25 protein-coding genes and 1 pseudogene are annotated in these 25,648 nt (G+C 64.0%); 16 read left to right on the top strand and 10 right to left on the bottom strand.

Annotated elements, in window-relative coordinates; translation table 11 throughout:
* Positions 1 to 343: 343 nt before the first annotated feature.
* Positions 344 to 1,240, top strand: coding sequence for an alpha/beta fold hydrolase (locus AAEZ08_RS10350; protein WP_500124226.1), 897 nt, complete (start codon positions 344 to 346; stop codon positions 1,238 to 1,240).
* Positions 1,241 to 1,574: 334 nt separating this feature from the next.
* Here the strand turns inward: AAEZ08_RS10350 and AAEZ08_RS10355 are convergent, their stop codons facing one another.
* Both AAEZ08_RS10355 and AAEZ08_RS10360 read right to left on the bottom strand, forming a co-directional pair.
* The gene (locus AAEZ08_RS10355; protein WP_500124227.1) at positions 1,575 to 2,459 is read right to left on the bottom strand and encodes a metallophosphoesterase family protein; all 885 of its coding nucleotides are present in this window, start codon (positions 2,457 to 2,459) and stop codon (positions 1,575 to 1,577) included.
* A gap of 744 nt (positions 2,460 to 3,203) precedes the next feature.
* The gene (locus AAEZ08_RS10360; RefSeq protein WP_102821009.1) at positions 3,204 to 3,596 is read right to left on the bottom strand and encodes a DUF4168 domain-containing protein; all 393 of its coding nucleotides are present in this window, start codon (positions 3,594 to 3,596) and stop codon (positions 3,204 to 3,206) included.
* A gap of 150 nt (positions 3,597 to 3,746) precedes the next feature.
* Between AAEZ08_RS10360 and AAEZ08_RS10365 the strand changes: the two genes are divergently transcribed.
* From AAEZ08_RS10365 to AAEZ08_RS10375, 3 genes are all read left to right on the top strand, one after another.
* Positions 3,747 to 5,228, top strand: a complete 1,482-nt coding sequence (locus AAEZ08_RS10365) for a sensor histidine kinase (protein ID WP_500124228.1) — start codon at positions 3,747 to 3,749, stop codon at positions 5,226 to 5,228.
* Positions 5,221 to 6,609 (top strand): sigma-54-dependent transcriptional regulator, encoded by a 1,389-nt coding sequence (locus AAEZ08_RS10370; protein WP_500124229.1) that lies wholly within the window; start codon positions 5,221 to 5,223, stop codon positions 6,607 to 6,609. Before AAEZ08_RS10365 ends, AAEZ08_RS10370 begins: the two co-directional genes overlap by 8 nt.
* Positions 6,610 to 6,674: 65 nt before the next feature.
* On the top strand, positions 6,675 to 7,133 hold the full coding sequence (locus tag AAEZ08_RS10375; protein ID WP_500124230.1) for a YehS family protein: 459 nt from the start codon (positions 6,675 to 6,677) through the stop codon (positions 7,131 to 7,133).
* A 51-nt stretch (positions 7,134 to 7,184) separates the two neighbouring features.
* Here AAEZ08_RS10375 and AAEZ08_RS10380 read toward each other — a convergent pair whose 3' ends face one another.
* Genes AAEZ08_RS10380 through AAEZ08_RS10390 form a run of 3 tightly spaced genes read right to left on the bottom strand, consistent with a single transcriptional unit; the run spans position 7,185 to position 8,921 of the window.
* Positions 7,185 to 7,856, bottom strand: a complete 672-nt coding sequence (locus AAEZ08_RS10380) for a DUF799 domain-containing protein (RefSeq protein ID WP_181066340.1) — start codon at positions 7,854 to 7,856, stop codon at positions 7,185 to 7,187.
* A 9-nt stretch (positions 7,857 to 7,865) separates the two neighbouring features.
* Positions 7,866 to 8,231, bottom strand: a complete 366-nt coding sequence (locus tag AAEZ08_RS10385; protein WP_181066339.1) for a DUF4810 domain-containing protein — start codon at positions 8,229 to 8,231, stop codon at positions 7,866 to 7,868.
* Positions 8,232 to 8,249: 18 nt separating this feature from the next.
* Positions 8,250 to 8,921, bottom strand: a complete 672-nt coding sequence (locus tag AAEZ08_RS10390; RefSeq protein ID WP_102821012.1) for a CsgG/HfaB family protein — start codon at positions 8,919 to 8,921, stop codon at positions 8,250 to 8,252.
* 406 nt (positions 8,922 to 9,327) lie between these two features.
* Here AAEZ08_RS10390 and AAEZ08_RS10395 point away from each other — a divergent pair, with 406 nt between their 5' ends.
* Positions 9,328 to 10,002 (top strand): DUF1028 domain-containing protein, encoded by a 675-nt coding sequence (locus AAEZ08_RS10395; RefSeq protein WP_500124231.1) that lies wholly within the window; start codon positions 9,328 to 9,330, stop codon positions 10,000 to 10,002.
* Here AAEZ08_RS10395 and AAEZ08_RS10400 read toward each other — a convergent pair.
* Positions 9,999 to 12,392 (bottom strand): putative bifunctional diguanylate cyclase/phosphodiesterase, encoded by a 2,394-nt coding sequence (locus AAEZ08_RS10400; protein WP_181066338.1) that lies wholly within the window; start codon positions 12,390 to 12,392, stop codon positions 9,999 to 10,001. The genes AAEZ08_RS10395 and AAEZ08_RS10400 overlap by 4 nt on opposite strands.
* Entirely contained in the window at positions 12,379 to 13,461 is a 1,083-nt protein-coding gene (locus AAEZ08_RS10405) for an ABC transporter substrate-binding protein (RefSeq protein ID WP_500124232.1), read from the bottom strand. Before AAEZ08_RS10405 ends, AAEZ08_RS10400 begins: the two co-directional genes overlap by 14 nt.
* A 340-nt stretch (positions 13,462 to 13,801) precedes the next feature.
* Between AAEZ08_RS10405 and AAEZ08_RS10410 the strand changes: the two genes are divergently transcribed.
* The 3 genes and pseudogenes from AAEZ08_RS10410 (at position 13,802) to AAEZ08_RS10420 (ending at position 15,673) form a co-directional block, all read left to right on the top strand.
* Entirely contained in the window at positions 13,802 to 14,470 is a 669-nt protein-coding gene (locus AAEZ08_RS10410; protein ID WP_500124233.1) for a phosphoribosyltransferase, read from the top strand.
* Positions 14,467 to 15,120, top strand: a pseudogene (locus tag AAEZ08_RS10415) (dienelactone hydrolase family protein). The gene AAEZ08_RS10410 and the pseudogene AAEZ08_RS10415 overlap by 4 nt, the downstream one beginning before the upstream one ends.
* Before the next feature lie 124 nt (positions 15,121 to 15,244).
* Positions 15,245 to 15,673 carry a DUF2628 domain-containing protein gene (locus AAEZ08_RS10420; protein WP_036991604.1) on the top strand — a complete coding sequence of 143 codons (429 nt, stop codon included), beginning with the start codon at positions 15,245 to 15,247 and terminating at the stop codon, positions 15,671 to 15,673.
* On the opposite strand, the gene AAEZ08_RS10425 is transcribed toward AAEZ08_RS10420, so the two are convergent.
* From AAEZ08_RS10425 to AAEZ08_RS10435, 3 genes are read right to left on the bottom strand one after another with little or no spacing between them, the layout of a single operon-like run.
* Positions 15,668 to 16,669 (bottom strand): ArsA family ATPase, encoded by a 1,002-nt coding sequence (locus AAEZ08_RS10425; protein ID WP_500124340.1) that lies wholly within the window; start codon positions 16,667 to 16,669, stop codon positions 15,668 to 15,670. The two genes, AAEZ08_RS10420 and AAEZ08_RS10425, sit on opposite strands and share 6 nt — an antisense overlap.
* Before the next feature lie 4 nt (positions 16,670 to 16,673).
* Complete coding sequence (locus AAEZ08_RS10430) at positions 16,674 to 16,940, bottom strand: cory-CC-star protein (RefSeq protein ID WP_003283230.1); 267 nt, start codon at positions 16,938 to 16,940, stop codon at positions 16,674 to 16,676.
* Complete coding sequence (locus AAEZ08_RS10435; RefSeq protein WP_003283233.1) at positions 16,937 to 18,613, bottom strand: carbon starvation CstA family protein; 1,677 nt, start codon at positions 18,611 to 18,613, stop codon at positions 16,937 to 16,939. The genes AAEZ08_RS10430 and AAEZ08_RS10435 overlap by 4 nt, the downstream gene beginning before the upstream one ends.
* 263 nt (positions 18,614 to 18,876) lie before the next feature.
* Here AAEZ08_RS10435 and AAEZ08_RS10440 point away from each other — a divergent pair, with 263 nt between their 5' ends.
* Genes AAEZ08_RS10440 through AAEZ08_RS10475 form a run of 8 tightly spaced genes read left to right on the top strand, consistent with a single transcriptional unit; the run spans position 18,877 to position 25,647 of the window.
* Positions 18,877 to 19,368, top strand: coding sequence for a Na+/H+ antiporter subunit E (locus AAEZ08_RS10440; RefSeq protein ID WP_036991606.1), 492 nt, complete (start codon positions 18,877 to 18,879; stop codon positions 19,366 to 19,368).
* The gene (locus AAEZ08_RS10445) at positions 19,368 to 19,619 is read left to right on the top strand and encodes an MrpF/PhaF family protein (protein WP_003283235.1); all 252 of its coding nucleotides are present in this window, start codon (positions 19,368 to 19,370) and stop codon (positions 19,617 to 19,619) included. Before AAEZ08_RS10440 ends, AAEZ08_RS10445 begins: the two co-directional genes overlap by 1 nt.
* Positions 19,612 to 19,905 (top strand): cation:proton antiporter, encoded by a 294-nt coding sequence (locus AAEZ08_RS10450; protein ID WP_003283237.1) that lies wholly within the window; start codon positions 19,612 to 19,614, stop codon positions 19,903 to 19,905. Before AAEZ08_RS10445 ends, AAEZ08_RS10450 begins: the two co-directional genes overlap by 8 nt.
* The gene (locus AAEZ08_RS10455) at positions 19,898 to 20,806 is read left to right on the top strand and encodes a Na(+)/H(+) antiporter subunit B (RefSeq protein WP_500124234.1); all 909 of its coding nucleotides are present in this window, start codon (positions 19,898 to 19,900) and stop codon (positions 20,804 to 20,806) included. Before AAEZ08_RS10450 ends, AAEZ08_RS10455 begins: the two co-directional genes overlap by 8 nt.
* A complete protein-coding gene (locus AAEZ08_RS10460) occupies positions 20,803 to 21,084 on the top strand; it encodes an NADH-quinone oxidoreductase subunit K (RefSeq protein WP_003283241.1) in 282 nt (93 codons plus the stop codon). The genes AAEZ08_RS10455 and AAEZ08_RS10460 overlap by 4 nt, the downstream gene beginning before the upstream one ends.
* Entirely contained in the window at positions 21,081 to 22,505 is a 1,425-nt protein-coding gene (locus AAEZ08_RS10465) for a complex I subunit 5 family protein (protein ID WP_500124235.1), read from the top strand. Before AAEZ08_RS10460 ends, AAEZ08_RS10465 begins: the two co-directional genes overlap by 4 nt.
* Positions 22,502 to 23,998: a complex I subunit 5 family protein gene (locus AAEZ08_RS10470; protein WP_500124236.1), complete on the top strand. Its 1,497-nt coding sequence runs from the start codon at positions 22,502 to 22,504 to the stop codon at positions 23,996 to 23,998. Before AAEZ08_RS10465 ends, AAEZ08_RS10470 begins: the two co-directional genes overlap by 4 nt.
* Positions 23,995 to 25,647, top strand: a complete 1,653-nt coding sequence (locus tag AAEZ08_RS10475; RefSeq protein WP_500124237.1) for a proton-conducting transporter transmembrane domain-containing protein — start codon at positions 23,995 to 23,997, stop codon at positions 25,645 to 25,647. The genes AAEZ08_RS10470 and AAEZ08_RS10475 overlap by 4 nt, the downstream gene beginning before the upstream one ends.
* The last annotated feature ends 1 nt before the right edge of the window (position 25,648 follow it).

Here is a 25,648-nt window from a genome sequence, read left to right on the forward strand (position 1 = left end):
AAGGGCTTCTCCCATGCACTGATTTGAGCGCTAATTATATGATATTTATGGATAATTTCCAAAGTTGATGACATTGGTGGTATGACAATGCTTCTCTAAGCAAGGAAGATTTGTATGCAGATGGTGGCAATAACATTTCAGAAAGAAAAGAAGAATAAAGAAAGACCGTAGAGGACAGACCCTCTGAGGGAAAAAGGGGACAGATTTATTTTCCGCCCTATGTGACATTGCGCCTCCGCACCCGGCTGACTCGTCGGGCCACTAACCTGGCCGGCGCGGCAAGTCGTCATGCCACACCGGCCCGCTAAACTGTTCTTCGTCTCCACGAAAACAAGAAAAACGAATGAGTAGCACCGACGGCATACCACCGGATACGTGGCGCGCCAGCGCTCGCGAGTTCGATTTTGGCGGCAAGCGCATCCGCTACTGGACGGCTGGCGAAGGTGAGCCGCTGCTGTTGATCCATGGCTTTCCCACCGCCAGCTGGGACTGGAACAAGGTCTGGCAGCCGCTGGCGGCGCGTTACCGGCTGATTGCCTGCGACATGCTCGGCTTCGGCTATTCGGCCAAGCCGCGCGGGCACGCCTACAGTCTGGTCGAGCAGGCCGATCTGCAGCAGGCACTGCTGGCGGAGCTGAGTGTCGACGGCGCGATCCATGTGCTGGCTCATGATTATGGCGACAGCGTCGCTCAGGAACTGCTGGCGCGGCATTGCGAAGGGCGCATCGCGCTGGCCAGTTGCGTGTTCCTCAATGGAGGGCTGTTCCCTGAAACCCATCACCCGGTGCGAGTGCAGAAACTGCTGCTCGGCCCGTTCGGCTTTCTGCTGGGCAGGTTGTTCTCGCGGCGGTCGCTAGGTGCGACCTTCGGCCGGGTGTTCGGCGCTCAGACGCAGCCAAGCGACGCCGAACTGGACGATTACTGGCGACTGATCGCCGAGGGCAATGGACCGGCGGTGATGCACCGGCTGATCCGCTACATGCCGGAGCGGGTCGCGCAACGCGAGCGCTGGGTTACGGCCATGCAGCGCTGCAGTGTGCCGTTGCGGGTGATCGACGGCGCGGCCGATCCGATCTCTGGTGCGCACATGGTCGCGCGCTACCGCGAGCTCATTCCGGCGCCCGACACCGTGCTGCTGGAGGGCATCGGCCACTACCCGCAGGCTGAGGCTCCGGAACGGGTACTCGAACACTACTTCGAGTTTCGCACCCACCTTGTGTCCGTGGCGTGCGGCAGTTGAGTCGGACGCGCGTTATCGCTGTTCGGCAACCGGTGCGACTGCGCTGGCCCCAGGCTTTACGCGGCTGGCAGCGCTGCGAGCTAGGCGCCTTGTGGTAGAAGCGGCGAGGGGCGCCAAGGAGCGGTGACCAACACTGACTATGGATCTGGAGAATGGCCGCCTAGCTGGTTGACTCTCGTCGGGCTCGTTTTGAATCGTGCGGTTCCAGGATCTGTTATCTAAACGCCCCGCTGGCGTCAGCCGAACGGGGCATTGGTCCGCACTTCGCAGTACAGCCTTCGAGCGGCTGGGCGATGGCGTCACTGCATTATCGCGATCACACGGCTGAGCAAGCTCAGCGGCGCAGCGAGAAGCGGTAGTCATGCCGTTCAAGAGGTGTGTTGCCTGCGCCGGCTTCGTAGGTATCCACTACTACCGTGTCATCGCCGTAGAGTGAAACGACGCGAAACATGGGCGTGTGCTGTTCTTCGTCAGGGATCTTGGTGCGTTCGAGGGCGGGTATGTGCAGGTAGTGCACGTGGCCAATCTTTTTCGAGTGCTCGACGCGGTCCATGTCCATGTGCAGATCACCGGAGATCATCACGGCAAGGTTTTCTTTGCTGGTTATTTGATCAAAGGCACGGTTGGTGATGCCTTTGTCGGCATTTTCCGGAAAGACGCCGACTTGGGCGCCATGCACCACCAGGAAAACCGGTTTGGGGTGTAGCCGATCTATCTGCTCGGCGATCCACTGCACGCCGCTGTCATCGAAGTCGCGGCCGTGATCCGGCGAAGCGAATACCAGCGCAACCTGTTCCTGCTCGACTACGTAGCGGGCGTTCTCGATGTGAACTTTGTCGGTGTTCCAGCGGTTGGCGTACTGCAGAAAGCGGGCGACGCTGGCGCCGTGCTCTTCGTTACCCATGATGGGGTAGAACGGCAAGCTGAGGCGTTCCAGTTCAAGACTGGCATTTTCGTACTGGACCTGTGTGCCCTTGTGAGCAATGTCGCCGACACCTACTACGAAATTCATGGGTTGCGCTGCAGCCAGCGCGTTGACGTGATCTACAGCGCTGGCTAGCCCTGGGAATTCGGCGAGCGGTTTGGGCTCGGCGTCGCCTAATACGGCGAAGCGCAGCACGGGCTCGGCGCCCGCTGTTGGCGCGGCGTGAAGGATGGCTGAAGAGAGCATCAGCAAGAGGGCGACTAGACAAGCGCTAGGGCGGATAAAGACGTTCATATAGCTCCTGCTTGGTTGGTTTTCAGATTCGCTGGGATTGGTGAGCTTCGGTCGACTCAAGTGCTTGCTAGACGCCACTCCATGAAGATTTGCGCTGCAGACGAGCGGTCTGGAAGCCGCGACGGTTATTGATCTACCCGTGGTGGTCGCCTGTGGTTCGCATGAGGCGGATGTGAGCGGGGGGCCGACCAACGCAGTTGCCGCGGACCTTAGCGGGGGTAAATGTCACTTCGGTGACAGCTTGTGGGAGCGGTTCGTTATGCGGTGTTTTTGCCTGGAAGGCGAGGCTGTTTTGAGCTTATTTGACCCTGTGCAGTGCTCTGCTTTGTGGGCCTGGCGGGGGGCTGGTGGGCTCAAGCCCACCCTACGACGGGTCTGTCTGGTGCTTGGTGGCTTGGGCGGGGGGAGGGCGTTGCTCTCAGGGCGATCCGATTTGTTTTAGGAGTAGTGGGGCTGGCGTAATTGGTGACCGGATGGGTGATCTAGATTGACCTGGGCGCGGATGCGTATGGATTTTGGGCATGGCGCAGAGCGGGGGGCGAAGAGGGATGAGTCGGGGAGTGCGTGACTGATTTTGACTCCCGCGTGCCAATACTTGGGCGATTTGGTAGTTACGCTTGCGCGATTCGGTTACCCGGTAGAGTTTTAGCTGGCGATAAAAAGCCCCGCATGCGTTAGCTCTGCGGGGCTTTTCCTGCCATTTGTGCGTGACGCGTCAGGCAGTGCCGCGCGCCTCAGGTGTAATCACTGCTGCATCATCGCGATCACACGGTTGCGCAATTCCGGGTCGGTCTGCACGGCTTCGTTGATGGCGTTGTACTCGTCGATGCTGATGTCTTTTTCCTCGATTACACCAAGCATCTTCTCATTGGCTTGCTGCTGAAGCTCGCGAGCCTTGTCTGCGTCTTCGGTCTGCTGCAGCTTGCCGGTGAACTCCTCGCGAATTTCCATGATCTCGCCGAGTGACTCGGCAAAGCTTTCCAGTTTTTCCTCGCCGAACTGCTGGGCCTGAGCGCCGGCCGCCGGCTGGGCAGTGGGTGCTGGGGTGGCTGATTGCGCCGATGCGAGGGGGGCAGCCAGGCCGAGGAAGAGCGAGAAAATTCCGGCGAAGGCGAGACGAGCGTTGTGCTGGGTCATGTTCATTCCTGCTTCGGTTAAAGATGGTTTGGGTTAGTGCAGCACCCGTGCCAGCTTTGTAGCGTAGAAATAACTAACTGTTTTTTAAGCAGTTATCCGTTTCGTCGGGGCGGGGTGGACCCATACATTTAGCGTCTGTAGTGTGCCTATATGACACATGTATCAATCTGGCAGCGCCCATCCAGCTTACGTGGCGCACTCCTGCTCAAGGTCGTCGTGCCGCTGATGGCGATCATGTTTGGCTTCAGTTCGGTGGTGCTTTGGACCGTCGAGCGCAACAGCGAGCGCCGGCTGCAGGCCGAGGTGGAACTGGTCGCGCGTGCGGTGCGGCTGCCCCTGAGCGCCAGCCTGGAAAAGAACCATGAGCGCACCTTGCAGCAGGTGCTGGAGTCGGTGCTCGGCGTAGGTCGTGTATATGGCGCCTATGTCTACGATCGCGACGGCAAGCTTGCGGCCTATGCCGGTGCGGTGGAGCCGGATCAGGATGAGTCGGCGATTCAGCAGCTCACCGAAGGCGGCGAGCTGACCGGCGAGTACCAGCGCATCAACGGTCGCCCGGTGTATTCCTATTTCGTTCCGCTGGAAGAAAGCGGTGGGCAGATCAATGGCCTGCTGCAGGTGACCCGGCGCTGGGGTGACTTCGAACGCGACATCCGCCGCCTGCGCCTGATCGCCGCGGGCCTGGGCGGCTTGCTGGCCGGGGTGGCGCTGGTGGTGATCCTGCTTGGCCACCGCTCTGCCGTGGGCAAGCATTTGCAGCAGCTGGCGCGCAGCATGGAGCGCGTCGCGGCTGGCGAGCGCGAGCATCGTGCTCCGCGTAGCGGGCCGCAGGAAATCGTCGTGCTGTCCGGTGCGCTGAACCAGATGCTCGACAGCATTGCTGCCGCCGAACGTCAGGTGGCCGAGCAGCAGACCCGCGAAGAGCAGCTGCAGGCGCGCCTGCGTCAGAGTCAGCAACTCGCGGCGGTAGGACGGTTGGCGGCCGGCGTGGCGCATGAGCTGGGTAGCCCGCTCAGCGTCATCGACGGCAAGGCGCAGCGGGTGTTACGCGACGACGGCCTGGCCGAAACTCATCGCCGTGCGCTGTTGCAGATTCGCCGGCAGGTGGCGCGGCTTAGTGCGATCGTCCGCCAGCTGCTGGATTTCGGTCGTGCCGCCGGTTCGCCCTTGCGCAGGATTCCTGCTGAAGTGCTGGCGCACTCGGCAGCCGCTGCGGTGGCCGATGAGCTGGCCGCGCTGCAGGTTCGGTTGGAGCTGCAGGCACCGGCGCAAACGCTGTTTTGCCGGGTGGACCCACCGCGTTTCGAGCAGGCACTGACCAATCTGCTGCGCAATGCCGCCCAGGCCAGCCCAGGTGGGCAAGTGCGGCTGAGCTGGTGGCGCGGAGCTGACGAGCTGCTGCTGCAGGTGGAAGACGACGGCCCGGGTGTGGCCGAGGCAAACCGTGCTGCGCTGTTCGAGCCGTTCTTCACTACCAAGCCGGTGGGTGAGGGCAGCGGCCTGGGTTTGGCGGTGGCGCACGGGGTGGTCAGCGAGTGTGGCGGACGTATCGAACTGGTGGACGGCAGCCTGCCGGGCGCCGCCTTCCGTATCGCATTGCCATTGAGCGACGAGGGGGTCGAGCATGACTGAAGTGACGCAGGAGCGGGTGCTGCTGGTTGAGGACGACGACAGCCTGCGCCAGCTGCTGGTCGAGGAGCTGGAAGATCGCGGCCTGCAGGTGCGTGCGTTGGCCAGCGCAGAGGAGGCGGTCGGCTCGCTGGAAAGCTGGGAGCCGGCGCTGGTGGTCAGCGATCTGCGCCTGCCCGGTGCCGATGGCATGGCCTTGCTGCGACGGGTCAAGACGATGCAGGCGGCACCGGCCTTTCTGGTGATCACCGCGTTCGGCAGCATTCAGCAGGCGGTGGCGGCGCTCAAGGAGGGCGCCGACGAATTTCTCACCAAGCCGCTGGACCTCGAGCACTTCGCCCTAGCGGTGGCCCGTGCGCTGGAGACGCGGCGGTTGCGCGATGAAGTGCGGCGTTTTCAGCAGCTGCTCAGTGATGATCGCTTTCACGGCATGCTTGGTCGCAGCCGGGTGATGCGTGGCTTGTTCGACCAGATCCGTCAGCTCGCCCGTGCCGAGGGGCCGGTGCTGGTGATCGGCGAGAGCGGCACCGGTAAGGAGCTGGTCGCCCGTGCCGTACATGCGCAAAGCGAACGCGCCAAGGAGCCGTTCCTTGCCATCAACTGTGCCGGGCTGCCGGCCGAATTGTTGGAAAGCGAATTTTTCGGCCATGTCTCTGGTGCCTTCACCGGTGCCAATCGCACGCACAAGGGGCTGTTCCAGCAGTCCGACGGTGGCACGCTGTTTCTCGACGAGATTGGCGAGATGCCGCTGCCGCTGCAGGCCAAGCTCCTGCGCGTGCTGCAAGAAGGCACGATCCGTCCGGTGGGCGCCGAGCGGGAGTTGACCGTGGATGTGCGCATCATCGCGGCGAGCAACCGCCCGCTGGAAACCGAGGCCGGCCGTGAGGCCTTCCGCGAAGACCTGTACTTCCGTCTGGAAACCTTCATCCTGCAGGTGCCGCCGCTGCGCGATCGTGAAGAGGACCTCGAACTGCTGGCCGCCGGTTTCGTCGCCCACTTTGCGGCGCGCAGCGGTCGGCCGGTGCGCGGTATCGCGCCGGCGGCGCTGGCGCAGCTGCGACGCTATCCATTCCCCGGCAACGTGCGCGAACTACAGAACGCCATCGAGCGCGCGGTAACCTTCTGCCACGGGCGCAGCATCGAGCTGGAGCACCTGCCCAGTCGCATCGCCGACTATCGTGATGACAACGCCCGTAGCGCCGGCGCCGAGTTGCTCGCCCAGCTCAGTGACGGGCCGCTGCTGCCGACCCTGGAAGAGCTGGAACAGCGCTATATCGAGCATGTGCTTAAACTGGTGGACGGCAACAAGCGGCGCGCGGCGGCCCTGCTCGGCATCGGCAGGCGCACGCTGTACCGACGCCTGGGCGAGCGCGAGGAAGGTTGATCGGACTCGCCCCAGGGCGTTCGAGAGCGCACACTGCCGGCCTTCATTCTCAGCAAGGAGAGAACATGCTCAACAACGACGTCCTGCGCAGCCTGCGCTACACCCTCAAGGCCAGTGATGCACAGATGGCCAAAATCGCCGCTCTGGGTGGCTGCACGGTGGATGAAGCGGAGGTTCGCGCCTGGCTTAGCCGGGAGGACGAGGACGGCTACGTGGAATGCCCTGACGAGGCGATGGCGCGGTTTCTCGACGGGCTGATCCATTTCAAGCGTGGCAAGGACGACAGCCGTCCGGCGCCGCCGCTGGAGCTGCCGGTCAGCAATAATCAGATCCTGAAAAAGCTGCGAGTGGCCTTCGAGCTGCGCGACGAGGACCTGCAGGCGATCCTGCATGCCGCCGACCTGCAGCTGTCGAAATCCGAGCTCGGCGCGCTGTTCCGCAAGCCCGGCCACAGCAACTACCGCGCCTGCGGCGATCAGCTCTTGCGCAATTTCCTCAAGGGTCTTTCGCTGCGCCAGGGCTGAGCTGCAAGGGCGGCTGGGCGCTCTCCACGCCGCCGCCCGCATGACATCTGGTTAGCGGCTGGCCAGTCGGCTCGGGTGCTGCGGCGAGCGGGGCCCGCTGAGAATGCCGTTGGGGATGCCCGCAGTCAGTAGGCGACGGCTGGTGATGCCGGCGATCTCATGGCCGCGATCGCTGAGGGTGTTGACGATCTGGTTGACGGCTGCGGTGATGAGCATGCCCACCAAGCCTCCGCTGTTCTGGTTCTGGTTTTCCGCCGAGCTGGCCAACGCTTTCCCTTCCCAGAGCAGGTCGCCGCTGCGCAGGTCGACGAGCTTGCCGTGCGCTTCCACCGCGACCTCGCTGGTCAGCACCTTGTAGCTGCTGCCGTAACGGGTGACCTCGATATACAACGCAGCATCCGCGCCAAAGATTTCGCGAAGCTTGGCTGGCGGGGCCATGTGCATCTCGTCGGCATTCATCAAGCCGTTCTGTTTGAACGTCTCGTCCACCACAGCCACCGGCAGCACGTAATAGCCTGCTTCGGCGAGTGGGTAGCTGACTTGCGAGAGCACGCTGTAGCTGGCCTTGATGTTCGGTGAGCGGTTGACCGGGGGCAATACCAGAATCGATGCCGGATTGTTCCGCTCGAATGCACTGTAGTCGTAGGGTGTCGGTGTCGCGCAGCCGCCGAGCACGCTCAGGGCAGCGAGCACCAGCAGGGTTTTCAGACTGATGTTTGGCATCATGGCCTCTTATTTCTCGAAGTTGCGCATCAGAAAGTCCATGTAGGGCGCGGACTCTGGGAACAGGGTTTTCTCGGTTTCAAACTGCTGGCGAACCTGATCGCCCTTGCCAACTTCGGCGTAGAGCATGCCGAGGTGGGCGTGAAAGCCCGGTGCCGGCGTCACATCCCGCGCCCGCGCCCGGGCCTGCTGCAGGCTGGCTTCCAGTGCGGCGATCTGTTCCTGCGGGCCTTTTTCGTTCTTGAAGTGCTCATAGACCTGCTCTTCGTAGCCGGCCCAGTGGTAGAGGGTTTTCGGTTGGCTGGCACAGCCAGTCAGGGCGGCGAGCGACAGCAGTGCGACTGCGAGCGCGCCGGTTCTCAGATAGGTATTCATCGTTCTCGTCCTTGAGGGTTACTGCACGGGGCGCCATGCGCCGCTGTCGACGCCGGTCACGAGGTTGTTCACTGCTTCGCGGATGGCCAGATCCAGCACCTTGCCATTGAGGGTCGAGTCATAGCTGGCGGTGCCGCCGAAGCCGATCACTTCACGGTTGGAAAGGCTGTACTCGCCAGCGCCCTGTGCCGAATAAACCACTTCGGAGGTGCTGACATTGACGATGTTCAGGTTGACCTTGGCGTAGGCGATCTGTGACTTGCCACGGCCCAGGATGCCGAACAGCTGATGGTCGCCGACTTCCTTGCGGCCGAACTCGGTAACGTCGCCGGTGACCACGAAATCTGCACCGCGCAGCTGCGCACGCTTGGCCGCGATGGCACTTTCCTGGGCGATCTCGGACATGTTGTCGCGATCGAGCACGTTGAAACGATTCGACTGCTGCAAGTGAGTGATCAGGATGGTCTTGGCCTGGCCGCCGAGACGGTCGACGCCATCGGAAAACAGGCCGCGCATATAGCTCGAACGGTTGTCGAACTTGCCCACCGCAATGGGGCTGCGCTGGCCATGGTAGACGCTCTGCGCCGAAGTGACCTTAGCGACTTCCAGGGTGCGCGACTGCTCCGTAGCGCAGCCGCTGAACAAAATACTCAGGCCGATCAGAGGCGCGGCCATCAGCTGCTTCTTCATATTCGTGTTTCTCATTTTCAACGACGATTGAACGCCCTGCCGCGGGCTTCGGTGCTCCGGCTGCTGCGGGATATCGGTGCAGTTGGTCCTGCGCAGGACGGCCGGCCGTGTGCTGGCGGGGCGGTGTGGGGAGAGTGACGCTTCCATGTCTTTCTAGCTCTTGCAGACGTTTCGCCCAGAGGCGTACCCGGGCGCATGTCCGGCGACTGCCGTTCCTGGCAGGCGTACCGAGGGCGGCGAGTCTACAAATCCGTCAGGCAATGTGCCAGTACTGGTGCGAAGCGCAGTGCGGGCCATCACAGTCATTCGTCGTAGCGGCGCCTGCTATGGCAAGCAACAGCAGCCCGCGCTGAACGTTTATGTGTCGTGTCCGGCCTAATGACAGACAAATTCCGAGAGCACGCACATGACCTTTTCCATCGTCGCCCGTTGTCCGCGCACAGGGCAGTTCGGCGTAGCAGCCGCCACAGCGATGCCCGCGGTGGGTAAGTTGCTGACCCACGCGGCGGCACATGTCGGCGCAGTGGCGACCCAGGCGCAGATCAACCCTTATCTAGGCATCGACGGCCTGCGTTTTCTGCGCGAATTCAGCCCCGCTGCCGAAGTGCTCGAACGGTTGCGGCGCACCGACCCTTGCATGAGTCAGCGCCAGTGCGCGGTGATCGATGCGCAGGGCCACACGGCCTGCTGGACTGGGGAACAGTGTCTGCCCTGGGCGGGTTCGATTGCCGGCGAGCAGTTCTGCGTGCAGGGCAATCGGCTCAAGGGGCGTGAGGTGTTGGAGGCGGCCTGCGAGGCGTTTCAGCGTACCGCCGAGCTACCGCTGGTGGAGCGTTTGATGGAAGCCGTAGCTGCCGGCGATGAGCTGGGTGGTGATCGTCATGGCGAGTCCTCGGCGACGGTGTATGTCGTCGACCGCGAGGAGTATCCGCTATGGGACATCCGCGTGGACCATCATCGCGATCCGGTAGCCGAGCTGCGTAGGCTGCATGATGTGTTCGAGCGCGAAGTCGTACCGGAAATCCTCGCCATGTCAACCCGCGCCAATCCCGCCGGGTCAGCCGAGGAGGATTCTATCTAGTCGGTGCCGAGCGGGAGTGGGCTGAGCGGCGCGGCACTGGACTGTGGCAACTGCTCCAGACGCAGCGCACCCTGGGCACGGTTGCGTACGGCCATCCAGTCCTCCAATGCGCTGAGTGAGCGTGGCGGGGAGATCAGATAACCCTGGAACAGGTCGCAGCCGGCTTGCAGCAATGCCGACTGCTTTTCCATGTTGTCCACGCCTTCGGCATTCACGCGCTTGCCCTGGGCGTGGCAGAACGCGATGAGGGCGCTCAGGCTTTGCTGCATTTCCGGCCGCGTCAGCCGGGTGATGATCGCCATGTCCAGCTTGATGGTGTCGGCGGGGTATTCGAGCAGTTGCTGGATCGAGGTATAGCCGACGCCGAAGTCATCGATGGCAACGCGGAAGCCCGCCTGACGAATCGCCTGAACCACTTCCATGGTGTCCTTGCAGAGCTCGGCGGCGTAGGTTTCGGTCAGCTCGATCTCGATCAGGCCGGGCGCAACGCCGTGGTGCGCTGCACGCTCGATCAGCGAGCGGCAGATGCGGTCATCGACCAGCTGCGCGGAGGAAACGTTGATCGCCAGGATTACGCCCTCGCCGAATAGCTGGACCAGCTTCGGATAGTCCGCCAGCGCATGATCGATGACCCAGCTGTCGATCTTCGGAAACAGTCCGGCGCGCTCGGCAATCGGTATGAACTCGCCAGGCGAGACGGTTCCCAGCAGCGGCGAATGCCAGCGCAGCAGGACTTCGCAGCTGACGACTGCACCATCGCGGTCGAGCGCCGGCATATAAACCAGCCGCCGCTGATCATCGCCATCTAGCTCACGCAGCTGCTCCTCGATCAGGCGGATGCGCTGGTTGCGCTGCTCGAGTTCTTCGCTAAACGCCACAGCCGTGTTCTTGCCCACCGCCTTGGCCTGATACATAGCGGTATCGGCACGGGTGAGCAGCTGGGTGATGGAATCCGCATCGGCGGGGTAGCAGGCGGTTCCGATGCTGACGCTGACCGGATAGATGCGGTCTTCCAGGTGGAAGCCGCCGCGACACAGGCCAAGCAAGGCCTGGCACAGCGCACCAAGGCCGTCGTAGCCGGCATCGGTCATCAGCAGAATGGCGAATTCGTCGCCCGACAGCCGAGCGAAAGCCGCTTCTGTTTGTGGGTAATCCGCCTGATGGCGTTTGAGTACGCCCTGTGCACGCTGGGCGAATATCTGCAGCAGCGCGTCGCCGGCGTCGTGACCGTGCTGGTCATTGACCTGTTTGAAATTGTCCAGGTCGAGGAACAGCAGGGCCAGGCGTTTGCGGTTATGGATGCACTGCTCGTACATGGCATTGGCCAGTACGCCGAAGTGCGCACGGTTGCTGATCTGGGTCAGGCTGTCGGCCCAGGAAATCTCCTGGATGCGTTGCAGCGCCGCAGTGTTGCGGTCGTGCAGCGTTTTCATGTTCTCCGTCAGTCGGCCAATTTCGCCGCCGTCACTTGGCTCGTCGAGCGCCGCGCGTTTGCACAGCAGCAGATCGGTGAGCTGATTGTCCAGTCGGCTGACGGGCCCCGTGATATAGCGGCGGATCAGCCACAGCAGCAGGCCGATGGAAACCAGGCAGATCAGCGCACTGCCGGCAAGAAATGCCAGGCCGAGTGTCCGCAAGCGCGTGGCGATGTACTCCGGTGCAGGGGTGAGGCGTGCATGCAGCGCTCGCGACAGTGATATCTGCGCAGACAGTCCAGGGGCGACCGGCATCTGTTGTGTGGTGATCTCGACGGCGGCGCCGTATTCGCTCTCGAGGTTGCGCTTGAGCTTGATAAAACGTTCCGGCCGCACCGCCAGCTGGACGGCAAAGGCTTCGCCGCGCTGGCTAGGCAGTGGCCGGCTGCTGGACGCCGGCAGGATGAAATCGGTGTCCAGCAGCAGGGGCCCACCTTCGGCCTGTTCGACATAGATCATTTGCCTGGACGCCGAAGATTGCTTGGCCTCACGGACGATCTGTTGCTGGGTGTCGTTCATCGAAGCGAACGGTGAAAGGCTGCTTTCGAAGTAATAGGCTGGTTCGCCATCCGGTTGCACGACAGCGAACGAGACGAACGAAAGTTCGGTATTGGACAGCGAGCGGATGCTCTGCTGGAAGCGCAGGCCTAGGGTGTCGTTGCGGAAGGCAGTGTCGGACTCGCGCAGGAACATCAACAGCGCTTCGCTATCGATGAGCGAATAGAGCACGCTGCGATTGAACGCCTCGTAGTCCAGATAGGCCGATTTCAGTGCCGAGAGCTGTTGCTCCAGGCGCGCCTGTTCCAGCCCCAGCAGCGAGGAGCGTTGGGTCAGGTAGGCGGTGGTCGCGGCAACCAGCTGGATGATCAGGATGACCGGGAAGATCACCAGCAGCGCACGTTTACCTAGCGTCATGGGCGTTGATCAGGGCGCTGATGATGCGCCGCCGCGTCTGCGTGGCTTCCAGTGGGCGCATTTCGTAGACCTGGCTGCGTGCAAGCACGTCCTCCGGTGGATAGATGGTCTGGTCCTGGCGGATATCATCGGGCAGCAACGCCCGCGCGGCGGCGTTCGGTGTGGCGACGCCCAGCTCGGCTGCGTTGAGCGCCGCGATGTCCGGCTGGTTGAGAAAGTCCAGAAAGCGGTAGGCGAGTGGCTTGTTTCTGCTGCTGCTCGCGACAGACAGGCAATCGACCCAGAGTAGCGTGCCTTCTTTTGGCACCACATAGCGCCAGGGTTCGCCCTCGACGCCCTCGACTTCGTTAAGCACCTGTTGGTCGCCGCTATAGGCCAGGGCCATGTCTGCCTGGTCCAGGTATCGCTGGCTACGCAGGGACGTGATCACATATTCGTAGGTCAGTACGGCTTTGGACTGAGCCATGAGCAGCTCGAAAGCGGCCTTTAGCTCATCGTTGTTCGAGGTATTGATCGAGTGTTGCCGAAGGATAAGCGGGCTGGCGAGGATGTCCTCGTGATCTTCCATCATGATGATGTGCGGCTGATCGGGCCTGACCGGCTGCAGCAGATCGGCCCAGGAATGCGGGGCGCTGTCGATACGGTCGCTGCGATAGGCAATGCCCAGCGTGCCCCAGAGGTACGGCATGCTGTAGGCACCACAGCTTTCCTGCCAGCGCTGCGGGACATGGCGCAGCCCTGGCAGTGCCTTGTCGTCCAACGGTTCCAGCAGCCCGCGAGCCCCGAAGCGTGACGAGCTGATCAGCTCGGTCAGTGCGACATCGATCTGGTGATCGGGTTTGGCGAGGATTTCGTCACGCTTGTCGCCGCTGTCGAAGTAGATCTGTCTGATCTGGACACCAGTTTCGGCCTGCCAGCGTTCGATCACCGCTTGGCTGAGGTATTCCTCCCAGGTAAGCAGGGTGAGGGTGTCTTCTGCGTGTAGCGAGCCGGACGGAAACAGCAGACTGAATGCCATCAACAGCGCGCTGCGTGTACGCCATGGCGCAAATGTTTTCTTATTGGTCATCGGGTATCCATTTGCTGACTGGCCGCTGAAATGATTGGCGGGCTGCCTGGGCGCGCTGCCTGGATCGCACATAGGCTGCACGAGCGCTGCACACGTTGTATCGGCAGACAATGATGTCACTTTATTGGCGCCAGATAGACGGCGGCAACGATTTTGTAATGAACTCCGGGCTGCCCCGATCAGCGGATGTGCATCGATTGGCAGGGCCAAGTGTCGAGGTGGGCTGCCCGTCTGCCCTAGCGCCCGGCTTTGGCGTGTTTTTTTGTCGCATACAGGCCTCTTGCGGCCAATTCTTGAGCCAGACTCCTAAGCAGTCAGCATCGACGACGAGGAGCCTGCCATGACCCTGAAGATTCCGTTCCCCGATCGAGTGCAGGCTGGTGAGGCATTGGCCGAGCGCCTGGCACAGGATGGCAACTGGCAGGACGCTCTGGTGCTCGCATTGCCGCGTGGTGGCGTGCCGGTGGCCTTTGAAGTGGCGCAGCGCTTGGGACTTGAGCTGGACATACTCGTAGTGCGCAAGCTCGGCGTGCCGGGCAATCCCGAGCTGGCCATGGGTGCCATAGTCAGCGGCGGCGTGCGGGTGATGAACGATGACATCGTGCATTACATCCACATCTCCAAGGCCGAGATCGACGGCACCGTCGCTCAGGAAACCCATGAACTGCTACGCCGCGAGCGGGCTTATCGTGGTGATCGACCGCGGCCCGCCATCGAAGGGCGCGCAGTGATTCTGGTGGATGACGGCCTGGCGACTGGTGCCACCATGCGCGCCGCGGTGCAGGCGGTGCGTAAGATGAGCGCAGGTAGCGTCACCGTTGCCGTGCCGGTGGCAGCGCCGGATAGCGTCGCGCTACTGGAACCACTGGCCGAGCGTATCGTCTGTCTGTATCTACCCCATGATCTGTACGCCATTGGCCGCTGGTATCAGAACTTCGATCAGACGTCCGATCGGCAGGTGATGGAGCTACTGCAGCGCGCCTGGAGCAAGGGAGACCAACCGGCATGAGCCAGCACCCGTCGACACCGATGCGTTTTACCCTCGGCAAGGCTCGTCTGCATGGCGACCTGTGCGTGCCGTCCGCAGCCACCGGCCTGGTGGTGTTCGTCCATGGCAGCGGCAGCAGCCGACACAGCCCTCGCAACCAGAGCGTAGCGCGCTGTTTCAATGAAATGGGCTTGGCCACCTTGCAGTTCGATCTGCTCACGACACACGAACAACCCATCGACGAGATCACCCGTCAGTTGCGTTTCGACATTCCGCTGCTCAGTCAGCGGCTGAGTGGCGTGGTCGATCAGTTGAGCAGTGACGCTCGCCTGCGAGAGCTGCGCATCGGCCTGTAAGGTGCCAGCACCGGTGCTGCTGCTGCGTTGACCACCGCAGCTTCGCGCCCGGCTGACATCGCTGCTGTGGTGTCCCGTGGCGGGCGAGTCGATCTGGCCGATCTGTCGCTGGCTCGGGTCAAGGCGGCCTCGCTTTTTGTCGTCGGCAGTCGCGATCTGGAGGTGCTTGAGCTCAATCGCGCCGCTGCCGCGCGCCTGCAGTGCGTGCATCAGTTGGTGGTGGTGCCGGATGCGACGCACCTGTTCGAGGAACACGGAACGCTGGAAGAGGTGGCGCGGCTGGCCGGTGACTGGTTCATGCGCCATCTGTGCTGATCGCACCGGGGCCTATTGCGCCTGCGGCTCGGAGCCGTGCACCCGGTCACGCCGCATGCACCTCGGTTGGCGCGGGAACGCGGCGGGCGCGATGATTGGCCGCTCGAATGACACGGAGGTTTTCATGAGTAGCACCAACCCCTACGCACCACCCCTTGCACCGCTGGCCGGCGACGCCGAGACGCGTATCGAGGCTCTGCCGGTTTCAGATACCTGGAAGCGTCGTTTTCAGGCTATCGCCAAGGCGGGCGGGCCGAGCCTGCCGCAGTTCAAGAGTATGTCGCGCGCCGAGCGGCGTCAGGCAATGGCCTTCAATATTCTGGCCTTTCTGTTCGGGCCGCTTTACTACCTGGCCAAGGGCATGTGGCGCCGGGCGCTCAGCTACACGGCGCTGGCGTTGGCTGCCGTCATGCTGATCGATCTGCTACTCGAGGCGCTGGGATATGGCCAGTTCACTCGCTTCCTTTCGTACGGGGTGGCGGGCGTGTTTGCCATGCGTGCCAACCTCGATTTCTACAAGCTCAAGGTTCAGGGCGACAACGGCTGGCTATAGGGCTGGTGTTGCCAGCAGCCTGACGAAGGCTTGCAACGCTGCGTGCCCCTGAACGTCGCTGGCCAGCAACGGCAGTTGCTGCAACGGTAGGTGGCCCAGGGCGTCGCGCAGGGTTTCGAGGTGCAGACTTTCCTGGGCGTGTCGCTCGGCCAGGAAGGCGCCGGCATCGGCCGGCGAGCGTTTATTGACGATCAATGCGCCAACCGGCGTGCCCGCCCGCTGCAGTTGCGCATGCAGCTCAAGGGTTTCCAACACTGGCAAGCGTTCGGCGGCCAGGACGATGACGAATGCGCACAGGCTCGCATCGCCCAGCACTTCGCGCAGCCGGTTGAAACGCTCGCGGCGGCGGTCGAGGATGTTGCGAATGCGGCTGTCGCGATCTTGCGGGGCGTCGTCACTGCCGTGGCCAAGGATGGATTGGCCGTAACCGCGGTCGTTCTCGCCAAGATTCTTCAGCACCTGGGCGAAGCGCGAACCTCGCTCCTGGCGGCGCAACAGTCCCTCGGTCCAGGCGGCCATCATTTCCGGCAATGCCATCAGCCGCGCGGTATGTCCGGACGGCGCGGTGTCGAATACCAGCAGGTCGTATTCGGCCAGTCCCTGATCAACCGTCTCGGCGATGCGTTCGAGCAGCGCAGCCTCGTGCATGCCCGGCGCATCGCGGGACAGCGCCATGTGTTTGTCGACCTCACCGGCCAGGTGTTTCGGCATCAGTTTGCGCAGGGCGGCGCCGACCTCGTCGAGGTGCTGGCGCACGGTCAGCTCGGGGTCCAGCTCCATACCATCGAGGCCGGGTGCCAGGCGTACCTGCTGCGGGCCGACCGGGCGATCCCAGAGGTGACCGAGGTTGTGCGCCGGGTCAGTGGAAATCAGCAGCACGCGCCGGCCTGCCTGCGCTTGCGCGAGCGCCGTGGCAGCGGCGACGGTGGTCTTGCCGACGCCGCCCTTGCCGCCGAAGAACAGTACGCGCCGCTGTTCGGCCAGCTCTAGCAACATGGCGTCAGCAACATCCGATGTGATCCAGTGGCGAGCGCTCCATGCCCATGCGCCGATGCCAGTCATGGAAGCGCTCGTACAGCGCCGGCATCAGCTCCAGGGTGTACCAGGCGGCCGGGTTGGGCACGCCCAGGGTTTCGGAGAACACCAGCAGCATGAACAGGTCGTCTTCATCACGCCGGGCGCGGGCGAAGGTCCGGCGATAGGGCGCAACGTAGAACTCGCGCAACCCCGCGGAAACCTTGCCGAGGATGCTCAGCGGCTCGCTCACGGCTGCGCCTCGAAGGCCTGTTCGGCCGGGTCGCGGCCTTTGCGCATGGCGATCACCGCTTCCAGGGTGACCCATAGCGCAGCAATCAGAATGATCACGTCCATGCCCAGCAGCAGCCAATTTTCGGCGCGGTAGAACTGGCCCATCTGCACCAGTAGCGCATAGATCGACATGGCCAGCAGGAACACCAGCGGCACCAGGGTGTAGATCGGCGATCGGCCGAGCTTGATCAGGATGACGGTGATCACCGCCAGGGTCAGGCCGGCCAGCAACTGGTTGGTGGTGCCGAATAGCGGCCAGATGACCATGCCGCCGGAGCCGTCCGCGCCAGCGCCGAAAGCCAGCGCCATGCACACACCGACCGCGATCAGCGTGCCGATCAGCGTGTTGACCTTCATTCCCGCCAGCTCCCCGGCTTCCTGGATAACGAAGCGCTGCAGGCGCAGGCCGGTGTCCATGGTCGTGCCGGCGAAGAGGATAGCCATCACCGCAAGGATGGTTCCGCCGAGCTCCGCCGGCAGGCCCAGGCCGTTAGCCAGCAGCGTGCCGCCGCCCTGCACGAAGGCCGTGACGCCGCCGGTGCCGAAGGAGGTGTACACCTGTTGCCAGTCGGTCAGGGTGGCGAAGCCGGCGGTGCAGCAGATGATCGCCGCAAGCGAGAGCATGCCTTCGCCCATAGCGCCGAAATAGCCGACGAAACGGGCGTCGGTTTCCTTGTCCAGCTGCTTGGAGGTCGTACCGGAAGCGACCAGTCCGTGGAAGCCGGAGATCGCGCCGCAGGCGATGGTGACGAACAGCAGCGGCACGATGCTCGGGGTATCGGCCGGCAGCTCCTGGTTGAAGGCCGGCGCCACCAGCTCCGGCGCGCCGAACAGCACCGCCAGATAGAGCAGGCCGAGGCCGACGAACAGTTGCAGGCCGTTGATGTAATCGCGCGGCTGCAGCAGCACCCACACCGGCAGCAGCGAGGCGATTGCGGCGTAGACGAACAGCAGCAGGATCCACACTGATTTAGCCGACAGGCCCATGATTTCATCCGGCAGCGCGACGGGGTACTGATTGCCCAGCAGGATCAGCGCGTAGAGCACGATCACCCCGCCGAGCGATGGCCACAACAGCTTCACGTTGTAGCGGTAGATCATCTGACCGATCACCAGCGCCACGATGATTGCGCCCCACACGGGGATCACCGAGGTCGGGGTCGACACCAGCAGGTTGGAGATCACCGCGGCGAACGCGCCGTTGACCATCAGCAACACCAGGAAGATCACCACCAAGAACAGGCTGCGGCCGCGTGCGCCGATCAGCCGACCGCTGAGCATGCCCACCGATTGACCGCGGCTGCGGGCGCTGGCCCAGAGTGCGCCCAGGTCGTGCACGCCGGCGAAGAAGATGGTGCCAAAGACGACCCAGGCGAAGGCCGGCCCCCAGCCCCAGATCACCGCAATGGCCGGGCCGACGATGGGCGCGGCGCCAGCCACCGAGGTGAAGTGGTGGCCCCAGAGCACGAATTTGTTGGTGGGGACGTAGTCCACGCCATCGCGCATGGTGTGCGCCGGTGTGCGGTAGTTGGGATCGAGACGGTAAATCCGTTCGGCGATGAACTTCGAGTAGAAGACGTAACCAAGGCCCATGGCGCCCAGGCCTACCAACAACAACGCAATTGCACTCATCTCGGATTCCTCGGCGTGCCGTTCGCCGGCAGCTCAGCCCTGTTTTGCCCTCGTGGGGTGATTGTTATGACCGGGCGTCCACGCCGCAGCCTCAGGGAGGACAGACCAGCACTGGGCGCGGACGTTCCGCCGCTCGTGACCGTCGTTCTGCGGACCTGGCCAGCGGCAATCTGCTGATACAAGGCATTTCGCTGCAGTTGGTGGACAGTGGCGAACTCTTGGCCTCGACTTGTTACAAAGACCGGTATGCCAAGGAGAATGAGATGACTCAGGCCGCATGGCGTCGCGGAGCCACCGACGCACTCTTCTGGTCACTGATCTACACCGCACTTTGGGCCTTGTTCGCCGCCGGACAGGGCTGGACGCTGGGCGCCCCGACGATCGCATTGGCCGTTGCTTTGAGCCTGTGGCTTGGCTTGCGGCCGTTGGCCATGCATCCCATCGCCTTGCCCGCGTTCCTCGGCTTCTTCCTCAAGCACATGCTGCTCGGCGGCTGGGACGTGGCACGACGCGCCCTGCAACCCCGTTGCCCGCTGCAGCCGGCGTGGCACCCGTACCCGCTGGTCAGTCAGTCGCCGCGGGTGCGTTTGCTGCTCTCGGCCATGGTCGGGCTGTTGCCCGGCACGCTGGCCTCGCGCATCGATGGCCAGCAGATGCGCGTCCATGTGCTGGATGAGCGCCTGCCCTGGCAGGCCACCATCGCTGAACTCGAAGGGCATCTTGAGCGGTTGCTTGGCGAAAGGGAGCCGCGGTGATGGCAGTGTTTTCGGCGCTGCTCTTGCTGACCCTGATCATCGGTCTGTGGCGCGTACTGCGCGGACCGGGGCGGGTTGATCGGCTGCTCGCGGTGCAACTGTTCGGGACCAGCGGCGCCGCGTTATTGCTGGTGCTGGCGCAGTGGCAGGCCGCTCCGGCACTGCGCGATGCGGCACTGGTGCTGGCCCTGTTGGCGGCGATGATCAGCGCCGCCCTCGTACAACTGCTGCGGCGCAGTCGCCATGAGTGAGTGGCTGAACATCTTCAGCTGGCTACTGTTGGGCGGCGGCCTGCTGTTCTTCGCCGCCGGCAGCATCGGCCTGTTGCGCTTTCCCGACACCTTGAGTCGCCTGCACGCGCTGACCAAGGCCGACACCCTCGGCCTCGGTCTGGTGGTCGCCGGCCTTTCGCTGCGCGCCGGCAGTCTGCTGGAAGTCGCGCAGATGCTGCTGATCTGGCTGCTGGTGCTGGCCTCCGGCGCCACCGCCTGCCAGCTGCTGGCACGCCAGTGCGACGAGGAGGGCGGCGATGAGTGAGTGGCTGGTTGACGGAGTACTCGGCGTGTTGCTGCTGGGTCTGGCCGGTGGTGCGTTGCATGTGCGTCAGCTGTATGCAGGGGTGCTGCTGTTCATCTCGTTTGGGCTGGTCTTGGCGCTGGTATGGGCGCGTCTGGGAGCCGCCGATCTGGCACTGGCGGAGGCTGCCATTGGTGCCGGGCTGACCGGTGTGTTGCTATTCGCTGCGCTGGCGCGCCAACCGCAGGCCGGCAGCGAACCGCGCTTGTCGCGGCGCCGCCGCCTGGCTGCGGTGCTGGTGTTGCTGCCCTTGTTGATCCTGCTGCTGCCACAGCTGGAACCTCTGGCTGAACTGCAGCCGACGGTGCCAGCGCAGATCGACGCTGCTCTGGCGCAAAGCGGCGTCGAGCATCCGGTGACGGCGGTACTGCTCAACTTCCGCGCCTGGGACACGCTGCTGGAGCTGGCGGTATTGCTGCTGGCGCTGCTCGGCGCCCGCCAGCTCGGGCCGCTGCAGCCGCACCTGAGCGAACCCTGGCCGCTGTTGCAGGCCTGGGGGCGCACACTGGCGCCGCTGCTGGTGCTTGCTGGGGGGTATGTGCTCTGGCGTGGCGCGGCCTCGCCGGGCGGCGCATTTCAGGCCGGGGCGTTGCTGGCGGCGGGCATCGTGTTGCTGCGTCTGGCGGGCGCTTTGCCGGCCTTGCACTGGAGCTTCTGGCCGCTGCGCCTGCTGGTGCTGGCGGGGCTGTTGTTGTTCATTGGCGTTGCCGCTGCCTGTGCCTGGTACGGCGATGGCTGGCTGCATTACCCGGTCGGGTCGGCCAAGCTGCTGATCCTCTTGATTGAAGCGGCGGCGACGCTGTCTATCGCGGCCAGCCTGAGTCTGCTGGTGATCGGTGACGAACCGGAGACGCAGCCATGAGCGCCACGCTGTTCTGGATCGCCATCGGCTTCGCCCTCTGGCTACTCGGCCTGCACGGGCTGCTGACACTGCGCCATGCGCTGCGGCGGATAATCGCCATCAACCTTATGGGCAGCGGCGTATTTCTGGTGATGATTGCCCTGGCGGCACGCCACGACCCGAGCGATCCGTTGCTGGTGGCGCTGGTGGTCACCGGGTTGGTGGTGGCGGTGAGCGCGACTGCCCTGGCTTTGCGGCTGAGCAGTGCGCTGGCTTCATCGACGGAGCACGAGCGATGAACGCTGCCCTGTTCAGCCTGCTGCTGCCCCTGGCCGGCGCCTTGCTGCTGATTCTGCTGCGCCCGGCGCGCAGCGGACGCTGGGTGATCGCGCTGAGCCTGGGTGCGCTGGTGGCGGCGATCATGGCGCTGCAGGTGGTGCTCGATCATGGTGAGCGCAACCTGCTTGTCGGTGGCTGGGAGGCAGGATTGGCGATCCGCTTTCGCCTGACACCGCTGGCGGCGCTGTTGCTGGTGTTCACCGCTGGGTTGCATTTGCTGGTCGCACTCTATGCAGCGCGCATCGCCCACGCAGCGGGCAAGGAAGATTACTGGCCGCTGTCCTGCCTGCTGCATGCGGCCCTGGCTGCGTTGTGGCTGTCGGCGGACCTGTTCAACCTCTACGTCACGCTGGAACTGCTCAGCCTGGTCGCCGTGGCGCTGGTGTCGCTGGCCGGGCGCAAGGCCTGGAGGCCGGCGCTGAACTACCTGCTGCTGTCGCTGGCCGGATCGCTGGCCTATCTGCTGGGTGTGGCGCTGATCTACGGACGCTATGGCGTGCTCGATCTGGCCGTGCTGGCGCAACTGACCGAAGCCGATGGCGTGACCCACCTGGCGTTGCTGCTGATAACCCTCGGGCTGATGCTCAAGGCTGCGCTCTGGCCGCTGCATCTGTGGTTGCCGCCGGCCCACGCGGCGGCGCCGACGGCGGTTAGCGCGCTGCTCTCGGCGTTGGTGGTCAAGGGGCCTTTGTATATTCTCTGGCTGATCTGGAGCGAGATTGCCCCGGTTGAATTCGGCCGCGACGCCGGCCTGCTGTTCGGCACCGCCGGGGTGCTGGCGCTGCTCGCTGGCGGCTGGTCGGCACTGCGCGCGCCGCGGCTGAAGACCCTGGTGGCCTACTCGACGGTCGCCCAGCTGGGCTATGCGCTACTGGCTCTGGGGCTGCTCCTGCACCTAGAGGAGCCTCGCCTGCACGCGGCTCTTTGGTTGTTCGTGCTGGCCCATGGGTTGGCCAAGGTGTCGATGTTTCTCGCTGCTGGCGAATTGCAGAGCATTCTCGGCAGCAAGCGGGTGACGGGCATGCGCGGTGCCAGCCAGAACGTGCCCATCGCCTTGGCTGCATTTGCCGTGGCCGGTGGCAGCCTGGTGGGCCTGCCGCCCAGCGGGGGCTTTCTGGCCAAATGGTTGCTGCTGCAGCCGCTGTTCGAGCAGCCGCAGCACTGGCCGTGGGCCGTGGGCGTCCTGCTCGGCACGCTGATGTCTGCCGCCTATGTGTTCCGCGTCGTTGCCCACGGTTTCGACCGGGCGCGACCCAATCCGCCGAGCATCCGCCCGGATCGCCTGGCGCAGTGGCTGGCCTTGCTGCCAGCGCTGCTGGTGTGGGGGCTGGCGCTGATCAGCGAACCGCTGCTGCTCTGGTTGGGGGGGCTCGGACGATGAGCTGGCACGGACTGTTGCCGCTGGGCATCGTGCTCAGCTCGCTGTTGCCGGGCCTGGTGATCTTCGGCCTGCGCGAGGACCAGCAGCGGCTGCGCGTCACCCTTAACGTGCTCGGCGTAACCCTCAAGCTGCTGCTGGTCGGCAGCATGCTTTATGGCGTCAGCCAGGGTAATGAATACCGCTTCAGCGTGCCGTTGTTGCCGGGCGCGCCGCTGGTGCTGCAGGCCGATGCTCTGGCGCTGCTGTTCGTCGCGCTGTCGTCGCTGCTCTGGGCGCTGACCACGATCTACGCCATCGGCTATCTGGAAGAATCGCCGCTGCGCTCACGCTTCTTCGGCTATTTCAGCCTGTGCGTCAGCGCTACGGTGGGGCTGGCGCTGGCCGGCAACCTGGTCAGCTTCCTGCTGTTCTACGAGTTGTTGACCCTGGCCACCTTTCCACTGGTGGTGCACCGCGGTACGCCCGAGTCGCTACGTGCCGGGCGGGTATATCTGGCCTACACGGTGGGTGGCGGCACGCTGGTGCTGATGGGTGTGGCGTTGCTGCACAGCCTCGCCGGCACACCGGACTTCCAGGCCGCCGGCTATTTGCTAGAGCAGGTAGCTGAGCACGATGTTGCACTGCAGGTCGCCTTTGTTCTGCTGATTCTCGGCCTCGGTGTAAAGGCCGCACTGATCCCGCTGCATGGCTGGCTGCCGCAGGCGATGGTCGCGCCGGCGCCGGTAAGCGCGCTGCTGCATGCGGTGGCGGTGGTCAAGGCGGGGGCGTTCGGCATCGTGCGGGTGGTCTACGATGTCTTCGGTGCCGAAGCGCTGATGCAGCTGGATCTCACCAAACCGCTGCTCTGGCTGGCAGCCGGAACGATTCTTTACGGCTCGTTGCGAGCCCTGCAGCAGCGAGAGCTGAAAAAGCGCCTGGCCTACTCGACCATCAGTCAGGTGTCCTACGTCACCCTCGGTGTGGCACTGCTCGGACCTATCGCCGCGGTGGGCGGGCTGGTGCATCTGGTCCATCAGGGCCTGATGAAGGTGACGCTGTTCTATTGCGCGGGCAACTTCGCCGAAACCTTAGGCATCCACCGCATTCGCGAGATGGACGGGGTCGGCCGGCGGATGCCTTGGACCATGACGGCGTTCTCAATCGGTGCGCTGGGCATGATCGGCATCCCGCCCATCGCCGGCTTCATCAGCAAATGGACGCTTGGCCTCGGCGCCCTTGAAGTCGGTCAGGACTGGGTGTTGTTGGTGCTGCTCGGCTCGGCGCTGTTGAATGCCGCGTACTTTCTGCCGCTGCTCTGGCGCGGCTGGTTCGCCGAGCCGGCCGACTGGCACGAAAATCGTTGGGCGGAGGAGCGTTTCGAGACCCACTGGATGTTGCTGCTGCCACCGGTGATCACCGCGCTGCTGTCGTTACTGGTTGGGCTGCTGGCCGCCACCGCATTGAGTCCGCTGGGCTGGAGCCAGCTGATCGTCGAGCGGGAGTTCGCTATATGAATGCCTGGCTGTGGTTGCTGGTGCCATTCGCGCCGTTGCTCGGCGGCGTGCTTCTGCTGTGCCTGCGTGAACGCAGCCTGCCGTGGTTGTGGCTGGCCTGCGTGCCGGCGTTGCTGGTGGCGCTGCAGCCCCCGGCGGCGCTCGAACTGCCCTGGCTGTGGGAGGGCGTACGCTGGGGCGGCAGCGATTCGCTGACCCGCGCCTGGCTGGGTTTTTCCGCATTGCTCTGGGGCTGCGCAGCAGTTTTCGCCAACAGCAGCCTGAGCCGCGATCCGCGCCGGTTACGTTTTTGGGCCTTCTGGCAACTGGCGCTGGCCGGCAACCTGTTACTGATCATCGCCACCGACGCGCTGAGTTTCTACCTCGGCTTCAGTGCCATGAGCCTGTCCGCCTACGGGCTGATCGTGCACCGCGGCGGCCCAGGACCGCGGCGCGCCGGGCGGCTGTATCTGCAGTTGGCGATCTGCGGTGAGATGCTGTTGCTCGCCGGGCTGCTGTTGCGCACCCATTCCACCGGACAGGCATTCGATTTTGTCACTTGGCAGGCGCAGCCTATCGACAATCTGACCCTCGCCCTGCTGCTGCTCGGTCTTGGTCTGAAGGCCGGATTCTGGCCGCTGCATGTCTGGCTGCCGCTGGCCCATCCCGAGGCGCCGGCACCGGCCAGCGCGGTGCTCTCCGGAGCGATGCTCAAGGCCGGCATCCTTGGCATCTGGCGCTGCGTGCCGGAAGGCGATCCGACGCTGGCGGCTTGGAGCACGCCGCTGCTTGTCGCGGGAATTTTCGGCGCGCTCTATGCGGCTGCGTTGGGCCTGTGTGCTGCCAAGTCGAAGGCGGTGCTGGCCTATTCCTCGGTAAGCCAGATGGGCTGGATGCTGATGATTCTGGCGCTGGCCTGGGGCCTCGATGAACCGTCGGCGGGAATTCTTGCGGTGCTACTGCTGTTCGGCGTGCATCACGGCCTGGCCAAGGGCGCGCTATTCCTGGCGGCGGGGATGGTCCATGAAGGGCGCCTGCCACGACTGGCCTGGGCGCTTTTGCTACTGCCGGCGCTGGCGATCATGGGCGCGCCGCTGAGTAGCGGTGCGGCGGTCAAATACCTGCTCAAAGATGCCTGGCACGACAGCGCATTCGCCGCCTGGGCACCCTGGTTGACGCTTGCCAGCTTCGCTACCGCACTGCTGCTGCTGCGCGCACTCTGGCTGATGTGGCGCGATCAGCAGCATGCCCCGGCGCAACGCCCGCCGTTTGGCCAATGGCTGCCATGGGCGGTGCTCAGCACGGCCTCGTTGCTGTTGCCCTGGGCTTGGCCGGCGTTGCGTGAACCCTTGCTGGACGGCCTCTATCCAGGCGGATTATGGGCAGCGCTTTGGCCGCTGCTGGCTGCGCTGACGTTGACTGGATGGGCGCTGCGCCGTGCCTGGCAAGTGCCTTCGCGTCTGGCACGGTTGCCGAACCCGGCGCTGTGGGCGTCGCTATATGTCACCCGGGTGCTGCGTCAGCCGCCGTTGCCTGTTCCCGCGATCCACCTTGAGCGCAATCGCTGGCGTCAGCGCGAGCGACGCTGGAATCGGCAGTGGGAGCGTGGTGCACTGACGCTCAGCGCCTGGCTGCTGGTGCTGCTGCTCTGGCTCGGTTGGCTGTGGTGAG

Source organism: Pseudomonas sp. E45-MNA-CIBAN-0222, assembly GCF_040310405.1.
Classification (GTDB): Bacteria; Pseudomonadota; Gammaproteobacteria; order Pseudomonadales; family Pseudomonadaceae; genus Stutzerimonas; species Stutzerimonas stutzeri_AC.

What these genes read in the sequence shown, in the direction of transcription:
- AAEZ08_RS10370 (WP_500124229.1), top strand. Translation starts at nt 5,221, where the DNA reads ATGACTGAAGTGACGCAGGAGCGGGTGCTGCTGGTTGAGGACGACGAC.
- AAEZ08_RS10365 (WP_500124228.1), top strand. Translation starts at nt 3,747, where the DNA reads ATGACACATGTATCAATCTGGCAGCGCCCATCCAGCTTACGTGGCGCA.
- AAEZ08_RS10455 (WP_500124234.1), top strand. Translation starts at nt 19,898, where the DNA reads ATGAGTGAGTGGCTGGTTGACGGAGTACTCGGCGTGTTGCTGCTGGGT.
- AAEZ08_RS10400 (WP_181066338.1), bottom strand. Translation starts at nt 12,392, where the DNA reads ATGACGCTAGGTAAACGTGCGCTGCTGGTGATCTTCCCGGTCATCCTG.
- AAEZ08_RS10465 (WP_500124235.1), top strand. Translation starts at nt 21,081, where the DNA reads ATGAACGCTGCCCTGTTCAGCCTGCTGCTGCCCCTGGCCGGCGCCTTG.
- AAEZ08_RS10460 (WP_003283241.1), top strand. Translation starts at nt 20,803, where the DNA reads ATGAGCGCCACGCTGTTCTGGATCGCCATCGGCTTCGCCCTCTGGCTA.
- AAEZ08_RS10360 (WP_102821009.1), bottom strand. Translation starts at nt 3,596, where the DNA reads ATGACCCAGCACAACGCTCGTCTCGCCTTCGCCGGAATTTTCTCGCTC.
- AAEZ08_RS10450 (WP_003283237.1), top strand. Translation starts at nt 19,612, where the DNA reads ATGAGTGAGTGGCTGAACATCTTCAGCTGGCTACTGTTGGGCGGCGGC.
- AAEZ08_RS10410 (WP_500124233.1), top strand. Translation starts at nt 13,802, where the DNA reads ATGACCCTGAAGATTCCGTTCCCCGATCGAGTGCAGGCTGGTGAGGCA.
- AAEZ08_RS10390 (WP_102821012.1), bottom strand. Translation starts at nt 8,921, where the DNA reads ATGAAGAAGCAGCTGATGGCCGCGCCTCTGATCGGCCTGAGTATTTTG.
- AAEZ08_RS10420 (WP_036991604.1), top strand. Translation starts at nt 15,245, where the DNA reads ATGAGTAGCACCAACCCCTACGCACCACCCCTTGCACCGCTGGCCGGC.
- AAEZ08_RS10435 (WP_003283233.1), bottom strand. Translation starts at nt 18,613, where the DNA reads ATGAGTGCAATTGCGTTGTTGTTGGTAGGCCTGGGCGCCATGGGCCTT.
- AAEZ08_RS10385 (WP_181066339.1), bottom strand. Translation starts at nt 8,231, where the DNA reads ATGAATACCTATCTGAGAACCGGCGCGCTCGCAGTCGCACTGCTGTCG.
- AAEZ08_RS10405 (WP_500124232.1), bottom strand. Translation starts at nt 13,461, where the DNA reads ATGACCAATAAGAAAACATTTGCGCCATGGCGTACACGCAGCGCGCTG.
- AAEZ08_RS10445 (WP_003283235.1), top strand. Translation starts at nt 19,368, where the DNA reads ATGGCAGTGTTTTCGGCGCTGCTCTTGCTGACCCTGATCATCGGTCTG.
- AAEZ08_RS10395 (WP_500124231.1), top strand. Translation starts at nt 9,328, where the DNA reads ATGACCTTTTCCATCGTCGCCCGTTGTCCGCGCACAGGGCAGTTCGGC.
- AAEZ08_RS10440 (WP_036991606.1), top strand. Translation starts at nt 18,877, where the DNA reads ATGACTCAGGCCGCATGGCGTCGCGGAGCCACCGACGCACTCTTCTGG.
- AAEZ08_RS10470 (WP_500124236.1), top strand. Translation starts at nt 22,502, where the DNA reads ATGAGCTGGCACGGACTGTTGCCGCTGGGCATCGTGCTCAGCTCGCTG.
- AAEZ08_RS10355 (WP_500124227.1), bottom strand. Translation starts at nt 2,459, where the DNA reads ATGAACGTCTTTATCCGCCCTAGCGCTTGTCTAGTCGCCCTCTTGCTG.
- AAEZ08_RS10425 (WP_500124340.1), bottom strand. Translation starts at nt 16,669, where the DNA reads ATGTTGCTAGAGCTGGCCGAACAGCGGCGCGTACTGTTCTTCGGCGGC.
- AAEZ08_RS10380 (WP_181066340.1), bottom strand. Translation starts at nt 7,856, where the DNA reads ATGCCAAACATCAGTCTGAAAACCCTGCTGGTGCTCGCTGCCCTGAGC.
- AAEZ08_RS10475 (WP_500124237.1), top strand. Translation starts at nt 23,995, where the DNA reads ATGAATGCCTGGCTGTGGTTGCTGGTGCCATTCGCGCCGTTGCTCGGC.
- AAEZ08_RS10350 (WP_500124226.1), top strand. Translation starts at nt 344, where the DNA reads ATGAGTAGCACCGACGGCATACCACCGGATACGTGGCGCGCCAGCGCT.
- AAEZ08_RS10375 (WP_500124230.1), top strand. Translation starts at nt 6,675, where the DNA reads ATGCTCAACAACGACGTCCTGCGCAGCCTGCGCTACACCCTCAAGGCC.